This is a genomic window from Collinsella sp. BG-O-102 (assembly GCF_023656745.1).
Lineage (GTDB): Bacteria > Actinomycetota > Coriobacteriia > Coriobacteriales > Coriobacteriaceae > Collinsella.
This window is the reverse complement of sequence record NZ_JAMOKO010000003.1, coordinates 133,055-148,675: the sequence shown is the minus strand read 5'-3', so window position 1 is coordinate 148,675 and position 15,621 is coordinate 133,055. Positions and strand designations below refer to the sequence as shown.

General features: G+C 61.9%; 12 protein-coding genes. 4 read left to right on the top strand and 8 right to left on the bottom strand.

Annotation, left to right across the window (positions count from 1 at the left end; translation table 11 throughout):
- Positions 1 to 2: 2 nt before the first annotated feature.
- The 7 genes from NBH09_RS02760 to NBH09_RS02730 all read right to left on the bottom strand — a co-directional run bounded on the left by NBH09_RS02760 (position 3) and on the right by NBH09_RS02730 (position 6,182).
- A complete protein-coding gene (locus NBH09_RS02760) occupies positions 3 to 680 on the bottom strand; it encodes a copper homeostasis protein CutC (RefSeq protein WP_161145021.1) in 678 nt (225 codons plus the stop codon).
- 175 nt (positions 681 to 855) lie between these two features.
- Positions 856 to 1,569 (bottom strand): ABC transporter ATP-binding protein, encoded by a 714-nt coding sequence (locus NBH09_RS02755; RefSeq protein WP_250787004.1) that lies wholly within the window; start codon positions 1,567 to 1,569, stop codon positions 856 to 858.
- Entirely contained in the window at positions 1,570 to 2,430 is an 861-nt protein-coding gene (locus tag NBH09_RS02750; protein ID WP_055310550.1) for an ABC transporter ATP-binding protein, read from the bottom strand. It lies immediately after the preceding gene.
- A complete protein-coding gene (locus NBH09_RS02745) occupies positions 2,420 to 3,499 on the bottom strand; it encodes a branched-chain amino acid ABC transporter permease (protein ID WP_138375196.1) in 1,080 nt (359 codons plus the stop codon). The genes NBH09_RS02750 and NBH09_RS02745 overlap by 11 nt, the downstream gene beginning before the upstream one ends.
- A gap of 9 nt (positions 3,500 to 3,508) precedes the next feature.
- Complete coding sequence (locus NBH09_RS02740; protein WP_099432746.1) at positions 3,509 to 4,390, bottom strand: branched-chain amino acid ABC transporter permease; 882 nt, start codon at positions 4,388 to 4,390, stop codon at positions 3,509 to 3,511.
- Positions 4,391 to 4,529: 139 nt separating this feature from the next.
- Entirely contained in the window at positions 4,530 to 5,717 is a 1,188-nt protein-coding gene (locus NBH09_RS02735) for an ABC transporter substrate-binding protein (RefSeq protein WP_006234442.1), read from the bottom strand.
- Between the two features lie 162 nt (positions 5,718 to 5,879).
- Positions 5,880 to 6,182 (bottom strand): hypothetical protein, encoded by a 303-nt coding sequence (locus NBH09_RS02730; RefSeq protein WP_229025963.1) that lies wholly within the window; start codon positions 6,180 to 6,182, stop codon positions 5,880 to 5,882.
- 250 nt (positions 6,183 to 6,432) lie between these two features.
- Here NBH09_RS02730 and NBH09_RS02725 point away from each other — a divergent pair, with 250 nt between their 5' ends.
- Together NBH09_RS02725 and NBH09_RS02720 are read left to right on the top strand one after the other, a co-directional pair.
- Positions 6,433 to 7,776: a homoserine dehydrogenase gene (locus tag NBH09_RS02725; RefSeq protein WP_138375194.1), complete on the top strand. Its 1,344-nt coding sequence runs from the start codon at positions 6,433 to 6,435 to the stop codon at positions 7,774 to 7,776.
- Between the two features lie 208 nt (positions 7,777 to 7,984).
- Positions 7,985 to 8,734: an SDR family NAD(P)-dependent oxidoreductase gene (locus NBH09_RS02720; RefSeq protein WP_250787003.1), complete on the top strand. Its 750-nt coding sequence runs from the start codon at positions 7,985 to 7,987 to the stop codon at positions 8,732 to 8,734.
- 346 nt (positions 8,735 to 9,080) lie between these two features.
- On the opposite strand, the gene NBH09_RS02715 is transcribed toward NBH09_RS02720, so the two are convergent.
- Positions 9,081 to 10,643, bottom strand: a complete 1,563-nt coding sequence (locus NBH09_RS02715; RefSeq protein ID WP_250787002.1) for a cation:proton antiporter domain-containing protein — start codon at positions 10,641 to 10,643, stop codon at positions 9,081 to 9,083.
- A gap of 184 nt (positions 10,644 to 10,827) precedes the next feature.
- Between NBH09_RS02715 and NBH09_RS02710 the strand changes: the two genes are divergently transcribed.
- Positions 10,828 to 14,574, top strand: a complete 3,747-nt coding sequence (locus tag NBH09_RS02710) for a phosphoribosylformylglycinamidine synthase (protein ID WP_250787001.1) — start codon at positions 10,828 to 10,830, stop codon at positions 14,572 to 14,574.
- A 101-nt stretch (positions 14,575 to 14,675) separates the two neighbouring features.
- Complete coding sequence (locus NBH09_RS02705; protein ID WP_196032224.1) at positions 14,676 to 15,611, top strand: DMT family transporter; 936 nt, start codon at positions 14,676 to 14,678, stop codon at positions 15,609 to 15,611.
- Positions 15,612 to 15,621 lie beyond the last annotated feature (10 nt).

Genomic DNA, 15,621 nt, shown 5'->3' with positions numbered 1-15,621 from the left:
GGTTATACCTCCAGCGGCACGATCTTGGTGCCATGGAGCTCGGAGACGTCTAGCGCCGCCGCGACCGCGTCGCGATTTGCCGTAGTGATGCCGCCGCCGGGAAGGATGGTCAAACGATCACCCGCATACTCGATTAAACGAGCCAGGTGATCGAAATTATCCTCGATCGACGTACCGGCAGCGCCGCCATGCGTGAGGATGCGCGTAACGCCGCAGTCGGCAAGTGTATCAATCGCATCGAGCTGAGCCTCGGGCGAGAGCTGGTCAAATGCCATGTGGAAGGTGATGTCGATGGGCTCACGCTTACATTCCTCGGTCGCGCAGCCCGCAGCCATCACGAGGGCGCCAAGCGTAAGTTCGTCGAGCGCCCATCCGCCAGCGCAGGGCTTGCAGCAGCCAAAGACCAAGCCGTCAACGCCGGCGCTTACGGCAAGGCCCAGGTCCATCTCCATCATACGCAGCTCGTCCTGGTCGTAGTGAAAGTCGCCGCCACGCGGGCGAATCATGCACATCACCCGTGCATCGTGCTCGTGGACATAGTTGGTCGTAGCGCTGATAACGCCGGCCGAAGGCGTGGTGCCACCAACGGCAAGGTTGTCGCACAGCTCGATACGCCTTGCACCGGCATCGATAGCCGCCGGCACCCGCTCAAAGTTCTCGGCACAAAACTCGTACAGCATAGATAGACCCCCAAAGACAGCAGATGTTTTCCGACGGGCATTGTCACACATCCCCATGAAGTTGCGGTGGAATAGGGACTCTTTTGGCCTCTGGAGCCCGTATTCAGTCCCTATTTCACCGCAACTTAAAAAGGGGCGCTGACTGAGATAGTCAGCGCCCCTTTTGTTAGGTGGGTTAGCCTCCGAGGTAGGCTTTGCGGACGTTGTCGTCATGCAGGAGCTCTTGGCCGGTGCCGGTCATGGTGATCTTGCCGGTCTCGAGCACGTAACCGCGTGTGGCGATGGAAAGCGCCATCTGCGCGTTTTGCTCGACCAGAAGCACCGTGGTGCCGGCCTTGTGCAGGTCCTCGACAATCTGGAAGATCTGTTCGATCAGAATCGGTGCCAGACCCATGGAAGGTTCGTCGAGCATGAGCAGCTTGGGATTACTCATAAGGGCGCGGCCCATAACGAGCATCTGCTGCTCGCCGCCCGAAAGGGTGCCGGCGACCTGGCGACGGCGCTCCTTCAGGCGCGGGAACTGCTCGTAGACGCGCTCAAGGCCCGGAGCAACCGTGGACTTGGGCTGCGTGTAGGCGCCCATCTCCAGGTTCTCCTCGACCGTCATCTGCAAAAAGGCGCGACGGCCCTCGGGCACCTGGGCCAGGCCCTTACCAACCAGCTTATCGGCGGGCGTATGAGTAATGCCCTCGCCCATAAACTTGATGGAGCCGGTCTTGGAGCGCAGCAGGCCCGAGACGGTCTTGAGCGTTGTGGACTTGCCGGCACCGTTCGCACCGATCAGAGCCACGATCTCGCCCTCGTTGACGTTAAAGGAGATGTCCTTGATGGCGTGGATGGCGCCGTACCAGACGTTGATGTTGTAGACGGAAAGCATCGGCTCTGCCATTTAGTTCTCCCCCTTATCCTGCTTGCCCAGATATGCCTCGATAACGGCGTCGTTGTTCTGGATTTCCTCTGCCGTGCCCTTGGCGATGACCTTACCAAAGTTGAGCACGCAGATACCCTCGCAAATATTCATGACGAGCGACATGTCGTGCTCGATAAGCATGATGGCGATACCAAAGGTGTCGCGAATCTTAACGATGTTCTCCATGAGTTCCGCGGTCTCGGACGGGTTCATGCCGGCGGCAGGCTCGTCGAGCAGCAGCAGTTTGGGGTTGGTGGCAAGCGCGCGGACGATCTCCAGACGACGCTGAGCGCCGTAAGGCAGCGATCCGGCCTGCTCGTTTGCCAGATGCTCCATATCAAAGATGGACAGCAGCTCCATGGCGCGCTCGTGGGCGGCCTTCTCGTGCTTCCAATACGTCGGCAGGCGCAGCACGCCCTCAAAGCCGGAGTAACGCTCCTGGTTATGCAGACCGACCTTAACGTTATCCTCCACCGTCATGGTGTTGAACAGGCGAATGTTCTGGAAGGTACGGGCAATACCCATGCGGTTGACCTGATAGACCGACTTGCCCGAGGTATCCTCTCCGTCGAGCAGGATGGTGCCGTGCGTGGGCTGATACACCTTGGTGAGCAGGTTGAAGACCGTGGTCTTACCGGCACCGTTGGGGCCGATCAGACCGGCGATCTCGGTCTTGCCGATAGTCAGGCTAAAGTCGTCGACTGCCTTAAGGCCACCGAACTCAATGCCCAGGTGGATGCACTCGAGTGCAGGGCGCTCGCCCAGGTCACGATCGGGAACGATGGCGCCAGAAGGATACGGGACCATCTTGCCCTTCTTGAACTCAAATTTACTGGGCATCGGCTGCCACCTCCTTCTTGGAAGCAAAGCGATCCTTAATGCGTGCGAAGAACGCCTTGAGCTGCGGGTTGTTGGTAAAGATCATGACCAGGATCAGCACGATAGCGTAAATGAGCATACGGTAGTCCGAGAACTGACGGAGCAGCTCGGGAAGCACCGTGAGCAGCGCCGCCGCGATGACGGAGCCGCGCATATTGCCCAGACCGCCCAGGACCACGAACACCAGAATGAGGATGGACGTGTTGAAGTCGAACTTGGTGGCGGAGAGCTGCGAGAAGTTACCGCCGAAGAGGGCTCCGGCAGCACCGGCGAGGGCAGCGGAAACCACGAAGGCGATCATGCGGTACTCGGTGACGGAGATGCCTACGGACTCGGCTGCAATCTTGTTATCGCGCACGGCCATAATGGCACGGCCGGTACGGCTGCGAACCAGGTTGAGCACGATCACGAGTGCGACCATGACCAGGATGGCACCGGCGAGGAAGGTCGAGTACGTCGACACGCCCGAGGCGCCCTGGGCGCCCTTGATGATGGCGGTGCCGTCCTCGAGCAGGTGCAGGTCGTCGATCGTAGAGTTGCCCGTGATGTTAAAGATCACGTGCAGGCCGCGCGAGTCGACACCCACGATAAGGCAAGTGACGATCTCTTTGATGATCTCGCCAAAAGCCAGGGTCACGATGGCCAGATAGTCGCCGCTCAGGCGCAGGACCGGGATACCGATCAAGAAGCCCAAGACGGCAGCGGCGATAGCGCCGACCACGATGCTGATGACAAGGCGCACCGGATCGGAGGGAACGGCGCTCTCGAGGGCGACCGCGGTGACGATTCCCGTATAGGCGCCGACGCTCATAAAGCCCGCATGGCCCAGCGACAGGTCGCCCGCGATGCCGACGACAAGGTTGAGGGAAATGGCCATGACGATGTAGGCCGTAATGGGAACCAACTGACCGGCGATCATGCGCGGAATCATGTGGTTCGACTGCATAAAGAACACGATGGCGAAGGCCACGATGCACATGGCATACGTAACAAAGTCGTGACGCGTCTGCTTATCTTTAAGAAACTTCATAACGCTCACCTACACCTTCTCGGGGACGTACTTGCCCAAGAGGCCGGCAGGCTTGACGAGCAGGACGATGATCAAAACACCAAAGACGATGGAGTTGGCAAGGCTCGTGGAAATGTAGGCCTGCGCCATCGCCTCGATGATGCCGATGAGAATGCCACCGACAAAGGCGCCGGGGATGGAACCGATGCCACCGAAGACGGCGGCGTCGAAGGCCTTGATGCCAGGCATGGCGCCCGTCGTAGGCTGCAGCACCGGCGAGTAGGAGCACAGCAGCACGCCGGCGATGGCGGCAAGGGCAGAGCCGATGGCAAACGTCATCGAGATGGTGCGGTTGACGTTGATGCCCATGAGCTGAGCGGCGGCCTTGTCCTCGGACACGGCACGCATGGCCTTACCCATCTTGGTCTTACCTGTAAAGAACATCAGGCCGGCCATGATAACCAGGCAGGCGACGATGGTGACGAGCGAGACGGCGCTTACGTTGAACTTGGCCAAGAACTCCGGCACCTGGAAGGTGACGAGCGAAGTGAAGTTCTTGGGCGTGGCGCCCCACAGAAGCTGCGCGGCGTTCTGCAGGAAGTAAGACACGCCGATAGCCGTGATCAGAACGGCCAGCGGGCCCGCCTGACGCAGCGGCTTGTATGCCAGACCCTCGATGAGAACACCGAGAACGGTACAGACCACACAAGAGAGAACTACAGATGCCCAGCCCGGGAGGCCGAGATACGACGTGGCGCAGAACGAGACATAGGCACCGACCATGATAACGTCGCCGTGAGCGAAGTTCAGCATCTTGGCGATACCGTAGACCATGGTGTAGCCCAACGCGATGATGGCGTAGACGCTGCCCATGGACAGGCCGTTGACCAGGTATTGGATAAAGACCGTCATGTTCCACATCCCCCTTTCGAATAGGTTTCCAGTTGATGTATGAAACAGGGACGTTACATCGTCCCTAGATACCAAGCAAGCAGGGAAGGCCAAAACCTCCCCTGCTTGGGATCAAAACCGCTCTATGTAAGGCGGCCAATTAGGCCTGTACGTACTTGCCGTCGGTGATGACGTACGCCGTGGGCTCCTTCTGGACCTGGCCCTTATCGTTCCAGGTGAGCTTGCCGGTCAGACCGTCAACGGTAATCTTGAGCATAGCCTTGGACAGCTTCTCGGCGACCTCGGTCGGGTCGGCGTCGACACCAAGACCGGCCTCCTTGACGGCCTCGGCCACCGCGTGCACGCCGTCGTAGGCGTCGGCGGCAAACTGGTCGGGGGTATCGCCGTACTTATCCTTGTAAGCGTTAACGAAGTCGGCGTTCTTCTCGTCGTCGGCGGAGAACGGGGTCATGAGCAGCAGACCCTCGGCAAGAGAGGTATCGAAGCCCTCAACGCCCAGGATGCCGTCCATGCCGTCGCAGCCCATCATCTTGACGTCGTAGCCCATGTCCTTGGCGTTCTTGAGCAGGACGGACGCCGGCGTGTAGTAGATCGGCGCAAAGATCATGGTGGCGCCGGCCTGCTTGGCCTTGGTCAGCTGGTTCGTAAAGCTCGTGGCGGAGTCGTCCTTAAAGGTCTCCTCGTCAACAATCTCGAGCTTGGACTCAGCGGCCTGGGCCTTAAAGGAATCTGCGATGCCCGAAGAATAGGCGTCGCCGGAGTTATAGAACAGCACGAACTTCTCGTCCGCATACTTCTGCGCCAGGAACTTGGCAGCGTTGACACCCTGGTTGGGGTCGGTGAAGCAAACCTGGAAGACGCAATCCTTGCCGTCGGTGACGTCCTCGGAGGACGCGGACGGGGTGATCATGAACGTCTTGGGGTCGTTACCACACTCTGCGGCAACGGCAACCGACGCACCCGTGGTAGTCGGGCCGACGAGGGCCTGCATGCCCCAGTCGAGCAGGGTGTTGAAGGCGTTGACGGCCTTCTCGCCATCGGCCTGGTCATCCTCGGCCTTGCTGGCAAGCGGCAGCTCCTTGGTCGAAAAATCCTTGCAGCCAAGCTCGACACCCTGGGTAACGGACTTGCCGTAGGACGCGTTGGCGCCGGTCAGCGGACCGATGGTGCCGATCTTAAACGAAGCGTCGCTCGAAGCGGAACCGCTGTCGCCGCCGTTGGAGGAGCAGCCAGCTAGAATGGACATCGCCCCCAGACCTGCTGCGCTCGCGATAACGCTCCTGCGATTCATAACAGGGTTCAATGACTTACCGGTGAGGCTCGACATGCGGCTCTCCTCTCAAATCTCGTCGGGTTTCGGTTACCCGACAGGCCATCCTTCGCCGTGTTCGGCGTTCGCAAAATAGTAGACGCTTTAGTTGAGAAAAGTGGCGATTATTTCAACTTTTCTTTTGCTTTGTCCATTTATCCATTTTTATGCGTATTTCTATCAGTTTATGCAGTTTAGCCACTTTATTATGTGAAAGTAATGTTTCTGTTCTGTTACAAGCGCCCTTGCCCTGAATAAAACGGCCTCACCGGTCTCGTTATATGCACTTAGGCGGAGATGTACTTGCCGTCCTGGATTACATAGGCTGTCCATGCCGTCGGCACCCATTAGTGTCATGTCGTAGCTCATGTCCTTGGCGTTCTTGAGCAAAACGGACGCTGGGGTGAAATAGATCGGGGCAAAAATAAGCGTGGCTCCGACAAGGAAACTCCTGCGGTTAAGTACGTTGTTGATGCTAAGCATGGTGCCCCCCTCTTCGCTGGCCGCAGTGCGGCCGTCTTGCGGTACGGGGCAAACCTCATGGTGCAAACGTTGACAGTTTGTTACGGAGTTCCGTTTGTAGCGAGCATGTTTCCAATGTTTCCGCAGCGTTTCGGGGGTGCCGTTTTGTGCGACTCCTGTTGCCTGGCGAGCACGCGCCCTCGGTTCACGCTAGAATGCACTCAACCTTTAAGCGGTTAATCCATCCATAAGATGCACGAAGGAGCTATCTATGAGCGAACCCCTGCGCACCGTGAACGTCGGTCTGATCGGTCTGGGAACCGTCGGCGGCGGCGTGGCCCGTCTGATCAAGAGCCACCACGATGAGTACCTGGCAGCCTACGGCATCGACCTTAAGCTGACCCGCGCCTGCGCGCTTGCTTGGGAGCAGGCCGAGGCGGCAGGCATTGAGCGCGAGGCCTTTACGAGTGACTGGCACGACGTCGTCAGCGACCCCGCCGTCGACATCGTCGTCGAGCTGATCGGCGGTGAGCATCCCGCAACCGAGATCTTCACCACTGCCTTTGAGCACGGCAAGCACGTCGTCTCTGCCAACAAAGCCCTACTGGGCCGTCACGTCGAGACGCTTGCCGAGAAGGCACGCGCGTGCGGCGTGCAGATTAAGTGCGAGGCCAGCTGCGGCGGCGGCATCCCCATCGTGAGCACGCTTGAGCACGACCTGGTGGGCAACAAGATCCTGACCATCGCCGGTATTCTCAACGGTACCACCAACTACATCCTGTCGCGCATGGACGCCGAGGGTGCCGATTACGCCGACGTGCTCGCCGACGCGCAGGCCAAGGGCTATGCCGAGGCCGACCCGTCCGCCGACGTCGACGGCTTCGACGCCGCCAGCAAAACGGCGATCCTCGCCTCCATCGGCTTTGGCACCCGTGTGACCACCGACGACGTATACCAGCAGGGCATCCGTACCATCGGCGCCGAGGACATCGCCCAGGCACGCGAACTCGGCTACACCATTAAGCTGCTCGGCATCGCCCGCAACACCGACGCCGGCGTCGACGTCCGCGTGCATCCCACGCTGATCCCCGCCGACCACATGCTCGCCAAGGTCAACGGCGCCATGAACGCCGTCTACGTGGTGGGTGACGCCGTGGGCGAAACCATGTTCTACGGTGCCGGCGCAGGCTCCTTCCCCACCGCAAGCGCCGTCGTGGGCGATATCCTGTCGCTCTCCGAGCAGATCAGCCGCGGCGTGGCTCCGCTTCCCGAGATTGAGCCCTATGGTCACAACCTCGCCTTTAAGCCCATGGACGAACTCCAGACCAAGTACTATGTGCGTCTGAAGGTCGCCGACCGCGTGGGCGCCCTGTCCGAGACGGTCGACATCTTTGCCAAGCACAACATCTCGATCTCGCTCATCAACCAGGTCGAGGACGGCAAGTCGGGCGTCAGCGATGCCTGCTCGGTCATCTTCCTGACGCACCGCGCACTCGAGAAGGACGTCCAGGCTGCCGCCGCCGAGCTTGCCAGTGTCGACTGCGTGGCCGAGGTCGCCAACGTCCTGCGTATCGAGGACGTCGAGGCCTGGACCGAAGGCGTTATGGCGAACTAGTCCAGTCCTTGGCACACAACATAGCACCTGAGGGGCTCCCGTCCGTTTGGATGGGAGCCCCTTTGTTTGACGTTCATCAAGCAAAAGTTTGAACAACTTGGCCATTCGCTGACAACCGAGGGTGCCGTTTACCGATATGCGAACGAAGTTGATTTTGCGCGCCGTTATGCTGTGCTGCGTATGTCCACCCCCGAAGAATGGAGGCACCATGTTGCTCGAGGGTAAGAAAGCAATCATCACCGGAGGCACGCGCGGCATCGGCTATGCCATCGCCTGCCGTTTTATCGAGGAGGGCGCCGCCGTCACCGTCTTTGGCTCGCGTCAAGAGACCGCCGATGCGGCCGTTGAGAAGCTGACAGCCGCCTATCCCGACGCCAAGGTCTGGGGCCGCTCCTGCGACCTCACCTCACTCGAAGCCGTGACTGAGGCCTTTACCCAGGCTGCAGCCGACATGGGCGGCTTGGACACGGTCGTCAACAATGCCGGTATTTCCCAGCGTTCACCCCTCTTGGACTACACGGCCGAGGAGTTCGCCAAAGTTATGGACCTCAACGTCGTCGCCGTCTTTAACGGCCACCGGGCAGCCGCTAAGATTATGACCGAGGCTGGCCACGGCGGCACCATCACCACCACGAGCTCAATGGTCGCCAAGTACGGTCAGCCCTCTGGCGTCGGTTACCCCACGTCCAAGTTTGCCGTCAACGGCATGGTCCAGTCGCTCTCGCGCGAGCTCGCCCCCATGGGTATTCGCGTCAATGCTGTCGCACCTGGCGTAACCAAAACCGATATGGTCGCCAACCTGCCCGAAGAGGTTATTAAGCCCATCGTCGCCACCATTCCGCTGGGTCGCATGGGCGAGCCCGAGGATGTCGCCAACGCCTTTGTTTTCCTGGCGAGCGACATGTCCTCCTACGTCACGGGCGCCGTGCTCCCCGTCGACGGAGCCGCCCGCTCCTAGGGAGCCACAAGCTTTGGCTTCAAGCCTCAACATAGCTCAACCAAAAAGGCGCGCCGTCTGCATCAACCGCAGGCAGCGCGCTTTCTCTTGTTATGAAAGGGAAACTATGTCCCAGTATTTCGGATCAGAACGGGGCACGGTTTTCCCCAGGACCTCCTTGCGGAAACTGCGTCCCGTTTTGAACGCCGATTCTGGGATACCGTTTCCGCAACGGGTCTCTCGCGGAAACTGCATCCCACTCTGAGCGCCCATTCCGGGACACAGTTTCCCAACGGCCCCCGTTTCGGAAACCACATCCCGTTCCGAGCCTTCAAAGCGGGACGCGGCTTCCCCGAGAGAGTATCGACTACTTGCCGTCGTCGTCCTCGGCTTCTTCTCTTGCATAGAGCTCCAGCATGCGGCGGCGGTATTCGCGCACGGCGAGCTTGGCGCGCTCCAGACGGCGGCGCTCGCGCGGGGTCAGCTCGGACGGGTCGACCTCGTCTCCATAGGTCTTATCGGCAAGTAGGTGCGCCGCGTCCACGATGCGGGCATCGACGTGGCCGCTCGCCGCCTCGGCGGAAAGACGCTCGGCAATCGCATCGAGCGTAGGCAGGCCCTCGAATACGCGACCATGGCCATGCGAAGTCAGCAGCTCGTGCTCTCGTGCGAGCAGACTCGCCAAATCGTGGTGGGCGCGCAGGATGTCGAGCGCATCGGATGGATGCTCGGCAACTTCTGCCACGGCGGCGACCGGCGCGGCATCCACCACGCGGTAGAAGAGCTGCGCGAGCAATGGCATCAAGAACACCGTGATGGCGCCGGCGGCAACCATAACCGACGCGATGTCTTGCGACAGCGCGCCCGCGTTGACGGCAACGCTCGTCACGGCAACGATGATCGGCAGCGCCGTGGTGCAGTACAGGGCCACGGTAATGCGACCATACGCCGACACATCGCGCGTCGCAGGGCAAATGCTCATAGAAATAAGAATGGGCACGGCACGAATAATCAGCAACGCCACGATAAAGCCCACGAGCAGACCCGGGCGCGACGCCACGGCCGTCAGGTCGATCTTTGCGCCCGATACGGTAAAGAACACCGGAATCAAAAAGCCGTAGGCCAGGCCGTCGAGCTTGGTCTCGAGCGTATGGTTGCCCTCGGGGATGATGTAGCGCAAGACAAAGCCGGCGGCAAAAGAACCCAACACAATGTCGAGATCAAAGACGGCCGAGAAAGCCACGAGTGTGACCAGGATGAGCACCGTCAGGCGCACGAAGGTCTGCGACGTGGTATCGGCGCGTTCCTCGACAAACGCAAAGAAGCGGCTGCCGACGCGCTTGGAGCGGCTTGGGACCACGGCAAGCAACACGCAGACCACCGCAAACAGGCCAAGAATCACGAGCGTTTGGATGCCGGTACGGGCAGACAGCAGCACCGACATGGCAAGCACGGGGCCGAGCTCGCCCCAGGTGCCATACGCGAGAATCGAGTCGCCCACGCGCGTTCCGGCAAGTGAACGCTCGCGCATGATGGGCACGAGCGTTCCGAGCGCCGTAGAAGTGAGGGCAAGCGTCACGGCGATACCGTCGAAATGGCTGACCGAGAACCACGGGGTAAAGCGCACGGCAAGCCAGGCGATACCAAACGTGACGACCCACGTCGCCAAGCCGTAGCGCCCCTCGACGCCCGTGATGCTCTTGGGGTCGATCTCAAAGCCGGCAAGCAGGAACAAAAAGGCCAGACCGAGCTCGGACACAAGCGAAACCTCGGCATCTACATGGATGACGCCGAGCATATGGGGTCCCAGCACCGCGCCGAGCACGAGCAAAAAGACCGTCTCGGGAACGGGTTTTCCAGGAATCGCCGAGGCGATAAAAGGACTCGCAAAGGCCACGAGTGCGATGATGGCGAGCGAAACGAATGCCATGTGATGCCTTTCTCTTGTTTGAGCCCCACTGTAGCACCCTCGCCGTCCTCAACGCGCCGCGAGCTGTCGTATCATAGTGAGGTTTACAAACATGTGGCTCAAGGCGACCGCAGGGCAGGCCCCGCAAACCGACCGCTGCCGCATACCGTACCGTACGCCCAACCGATCAGGAAGGCAGGAACCAATGGTCTCTCGTATCTACGTGGAGAAGAAACCCGGGTTCGACGTCGAGGCTCAGCAGCTCAAGGGCGAGCTGACCGAGATTCTCGGCATCAAGGGCATCGAGGCCCTGAGGATCATCAACCGCTACGACGTCGAGGGCATCGACGAGGAGCTTTTCCGCTCCTGCGTGCCGACCGTCTTTAGCGAGCCCCAGGTCGATGTGACCTACGACGAGCTCCCCGCAAGCGATGGCGCCGTCTTTGCCGTCGAATTCCTGCCTGGCCAGTTTGACCAGCGCGCCGACTCCGCCAGCGAGTGCGTGCAGCTCATCAGCCAGGGCGAGCGCCCCGCCGTGCGCTCCGCCAAGGTCTATATGATCTCGGGCGCTCTGGACGAGGCCGCCATCGATGCCATCAAGCACTACGTGGTGAACCCCGTCGAGGCGCGCATCGCCTCGCTCGACCTGCCCGAGACGCTGTACATGGAGACCCCCGAGCCCCAGCCCGTCGAGGTACTCGACGGTTTCCGCGAGCTCGACGAAGCCGGCCTTGCCGCCTTTATTTCCGAGCGCGGCCTTGCCATGGACGAGGCGGACATCGCCTTCTGCCAGCAGTACTTCCGCGATGAGGACCGCGACCCCACCATCACCGAGATCCGTGTGATCGACACCTACTGGTCCGACCACTGCCGCCACACCACCTTCGGCACCGTCCTGGACGACGTGACGATCGACGACGCCGTGGTGCAGCAGGCCTTCGACCGCTACATGGAGATGCGCCACGAACTCGGTCGCGACGCCAAGCCCGTCTGCCTCATGGACATGGGCACCATCGGCGCCAAGTACCTCAAGAAGACCGGCGTCATGACCGATGTCGACGAGTCCGAGGAGATCAACGCCTGCACCGTCAAGGTGAAGGTCGATGTCGATGGCGAAGACCAGGACTGGCTATTCCTCTTTAAGAACGAGACCCATAACCACCCGACCGAGATCGAACCCTTCGGCGGTGCCGCCACCTGCGTGGGCGGCGCCATCCGCGACCCGCTCTCGGGCCGCAGCTACGTGTATCAGGCCATGCGCGTCACCGGCGCCGGCGACCCCACCGTCCCCGTGTCCGAGACGCTCGAGGGCAAGCTGCCGCAGCGCAAGCTCGTGACCACTGCCGCCGCCGGCTACTCCAGCTACGGCAACCAGATCGGCCTTGCCACCGGTCAGGTCAACGAACTCTATCACCCCGGTTACGTGGCCAAGCGCATGGAGGTTGGCGCCGTCGTGGGCGCTACCCCGGCAAACCACGTTCGTCGCGAGTGCCCCGCCCCCACCGACAAGATCATCCTGCTGGGCGGCCGCACCGGCCGCGATGGCATCGGTGGCGCCACCGGCTCCTCCAAGACCCAGAACACCGAGTCCATCGAGACCTCGGGTGCCGAGGTCCAGAAGGGCAACGCCCCTGTCGAGCGCAAGCTGCAGCGTCTGTTCCGCCGCGGCGACGCCTGCCGTCTGATCAAGCGCTGCAACGACTTTGGCGCCGGCGGCGTCTCGGTCGCCGTGGGCGAGCTTGCCGACGGCCTGTATGTCGACCTGGACACCGTGACCAAGAAGTACGACGGCCTGGACGGCACCGAGCTCGCTATCTCTGAGTCCCAGGAGCGCATGGCCTGCGCCGTCGCCGACGGTGACGTCGAGGAGTTCATGGGCTACGCCGCCGAGGAGAACCTGGAGGCGACCGTTATCGCCGAGGTTACCGCTGAGCCGCGCATGCGCATGGCCTGGAACGGCGTCGCTATCGTCGACCTGTCCCGCGAGTTCCTCAACTCCAACGGCGCACCCAAGCACCAGGTCGCCCACGTGTGCGCCCGTAGCGTGTGGCAGCCCAGCTGGGCCGGCACCACGCTCGCCGAGCGCATGACCTCGCTCGTCACCGACCTCAACGTCGCTTCCAACAAGGGCCTTTCCGAGCGCTTCGACTCCACCATCGGCGCCGCGACCGTGCTCATGCCCTTTGGCGGCAAGACGCAGCTCACCCCCAGCTCGGCCATGGTCGCCAAGTTCCCCGTGGGCGGCGAGACCACCACGGCGAGTGCCATGGCATGGGGCTTCAACCCCTATCTGATGGAGGCCGACCAGTTTGCGGGCGCCTACCTGTCCGTGGTCGAGTCCATCGCCAAGCTCGTGGCTGCCGGCTTTGAGCACAAGCGCGCCTATCTCTCCTTCCAGGAGTACTTCGAGCGTCTGCGCACCGAGGCCGAGCGCTGGGGCAAGCCCACGGCAGCCGTCCTGGGCGCCCTCATGGCCCAAGTCGACCTGGGTGCCGGCGCCATCGGCGGCAAGGACTCCATGAGCGGTTCGTTTGAGGACGAGACCGGCGAGCTCAACGTTCCGCCGACCCTGATCAGCTTCGCCGTCGCCGTGGGCAAGGCCGCCCGCGCCGTCTCGCCCGAGTTCAAGGGCCTCACGCACCGCGTCGTCCGCATCGCCCCCGCCACCTATGGCGAGGACTACCGTCCCGACGCCCAGCAGTTGCTCGCCGCGTTTGACGCCGTCGAGGCGCTCACTGCTACCGGCAACGCCCTGGCCATATCCACGCCCGGCTACGGCTGCGGCGCCGAGAGCCTCTTTAAGATGTGCGTCGGTAACCAGATCGGTATCGAGCTTGCCGAGGATGTAGACGTGGAGAGCCTCTTCACCCCGCTCTACGGCAGTTTTATCGTCGAGCTCGCCGAGGACGCCGAGCTGCCCGAGGTCGCCGACGGCGTTGTCGTCGAGCCCCTGGGCACCACCGTCGAGGGCTATGTCATCGACACCGGCTCCGAGGTCATCGAGCTCGCCGAGCTCCAGGAGGCCTGGGAGAGCGGCATCGAGGGCGTCTTCGCCTACCGCAGCGCCGGCGAGACCCCCGAGGTCGAGACCATCGACTTCCGCGCCAAGGATATCCACGTGTACGGCGGCGCCAAGATCGCCCGCCCGCGCGTGATCATCCCCGTGTTCCCCGGCAACAACTGCGAGTACGACAGCGCCCGCGCCTTCCGTGCCGCCGGTGCCGAGGCCGACACCTTCGTGATCAACAACCTCACGCCCGAGGCCGTCGCCGAGAGCACCCACGAGCTTGCCCGCCGCATCCGTGCAAGCCAGATCGTTATGATCCCCGGCGGCTTCTCGGGCGGCGACGAGCCCGACGGCTCTGCCAAGTTCATCACGGCGTTCTTCCGCGCTCCCGAGGTCACCGAGGCAGTCCGCGACCTGCTCAAGGCCCGCGATGGCCTGATGCTGGGCATCTGCAACGGCTTCCAGGCCCTGATCAAGCTCGGCCTGGTGCCCTACGGCGACATCGTCGACGCCACGCCCGATGCGCCCACGTTGACGTTCAACACCATCGGTCGCCACCAGAGCCGTCTGGTGCGCACCCGCATCTCGTCCAACTTGTCCCCGTGGCTGTCGCAGTGCAGCCTGGACGACCCCTATACCGTCGCCATCAGCCACGGCGAGGGCCGCTTTGTCGCCAATGACGAAGTGCTCGCCCAGCTGATCGCCAACGGCCAGGTCGCCACGCAGTACGTGGGCGAGAACGGCAAACCCAGCATGGACCTTTCCGTCAACCCCAACGGCTCCGCACTCGCCATCGAGGGCATCACGAGCCCCGACGGCCGTGTCCTGGGCAAGATGGGCCATGCCGAGCGTCGCGGCGACAACCTGTACTGCAACGTGCCCGAGCATGTCCCCGGCGACAAATTCATGCCGATCTTTGAGAGCGGCGTAGCCTACTTCGCTTAATACGTTTCCATCGGGTACAATCCCCTCGGGTAACAACACCCGCCACCGGCACCCCCGGTGGCGGGTTCTTTTTTGCTTTGCGCGTATAGGAGAAGGACATCATGGAAAGCCGCAAGCCGTATCTCGCCACCCTGCCCGGACTCATCCTGGGCTGTCTCGTTTGCTGCGCGCTCTGGGGCTCCGCCTTCCCCTGCATCAAGATCGGCTACGGCCTCTTTGGTATTCCCGCGCACGACAGCGCCTCGCAGCTGCTCTTCGCGGGCCTGCGCTTCACCCTTGCCGGCATGCTGGTCATTGTTGGCATGAGCGTGGCCCAGCGCCGACCGCTCGTTCCGCAAGCGCGCGATATCAAGCCCATCTGCATCTTGTCGCTCTTCCAGACTATCGGGCAGTACTTCTTTTTCTACCTGGGCCTCTCGCGCGCCAGCGCCATGTCGAGCTCCATCATCGAGGCCAGCGCCAACTTCCTCGCAATCCTCTTTGCCGCCCTGGCATTTCACACCGAGAAGCTCAATGCGGCCAAAGTGCTCGGCTGCGTACTGGGCTTTGCCGGCGTCGCGCTCGTCAACCTTTCGGGCGCGGACGGCACCTTTGGCTTTACGCTCGACGGCGAGGGTTTTATCCTAGCCTCCACCGTCGCGGGTGCCCTTTCGACCTGCCTGATCGGTATCTTCTCGCGTGAGCACGACGGCGTCTTGCTTGCCGGGTGGCAGTTCTTGGTCGGCGGCCTGGTCCTCACCGCCATCGGCTTTTTGATGGGTGGCGCGCTCTCCCCCACGGCGATTGCCCCCGCCATCGCGCTCATCATCTACATGGCGCTTATCTCCGCGGTCGCCTACTCGCTGTGGTCGCGCCTGCTTGCCGTCAACCCCGTCAGCCGCGTCTCGGTCTTTGGGTTTATGAACCCCGTCTTTGGTGTGCTGCTGAGCGCGCTGCTGCTCGGCGAGGGCGCTGGCACGAGCCCCATTACCGTCATCGTTGCCCTGCTGTTGGTCTGCGGCGGCATCATCATCGTCAACAAACCCAAAAAAGCCTAGCGAGCTCACC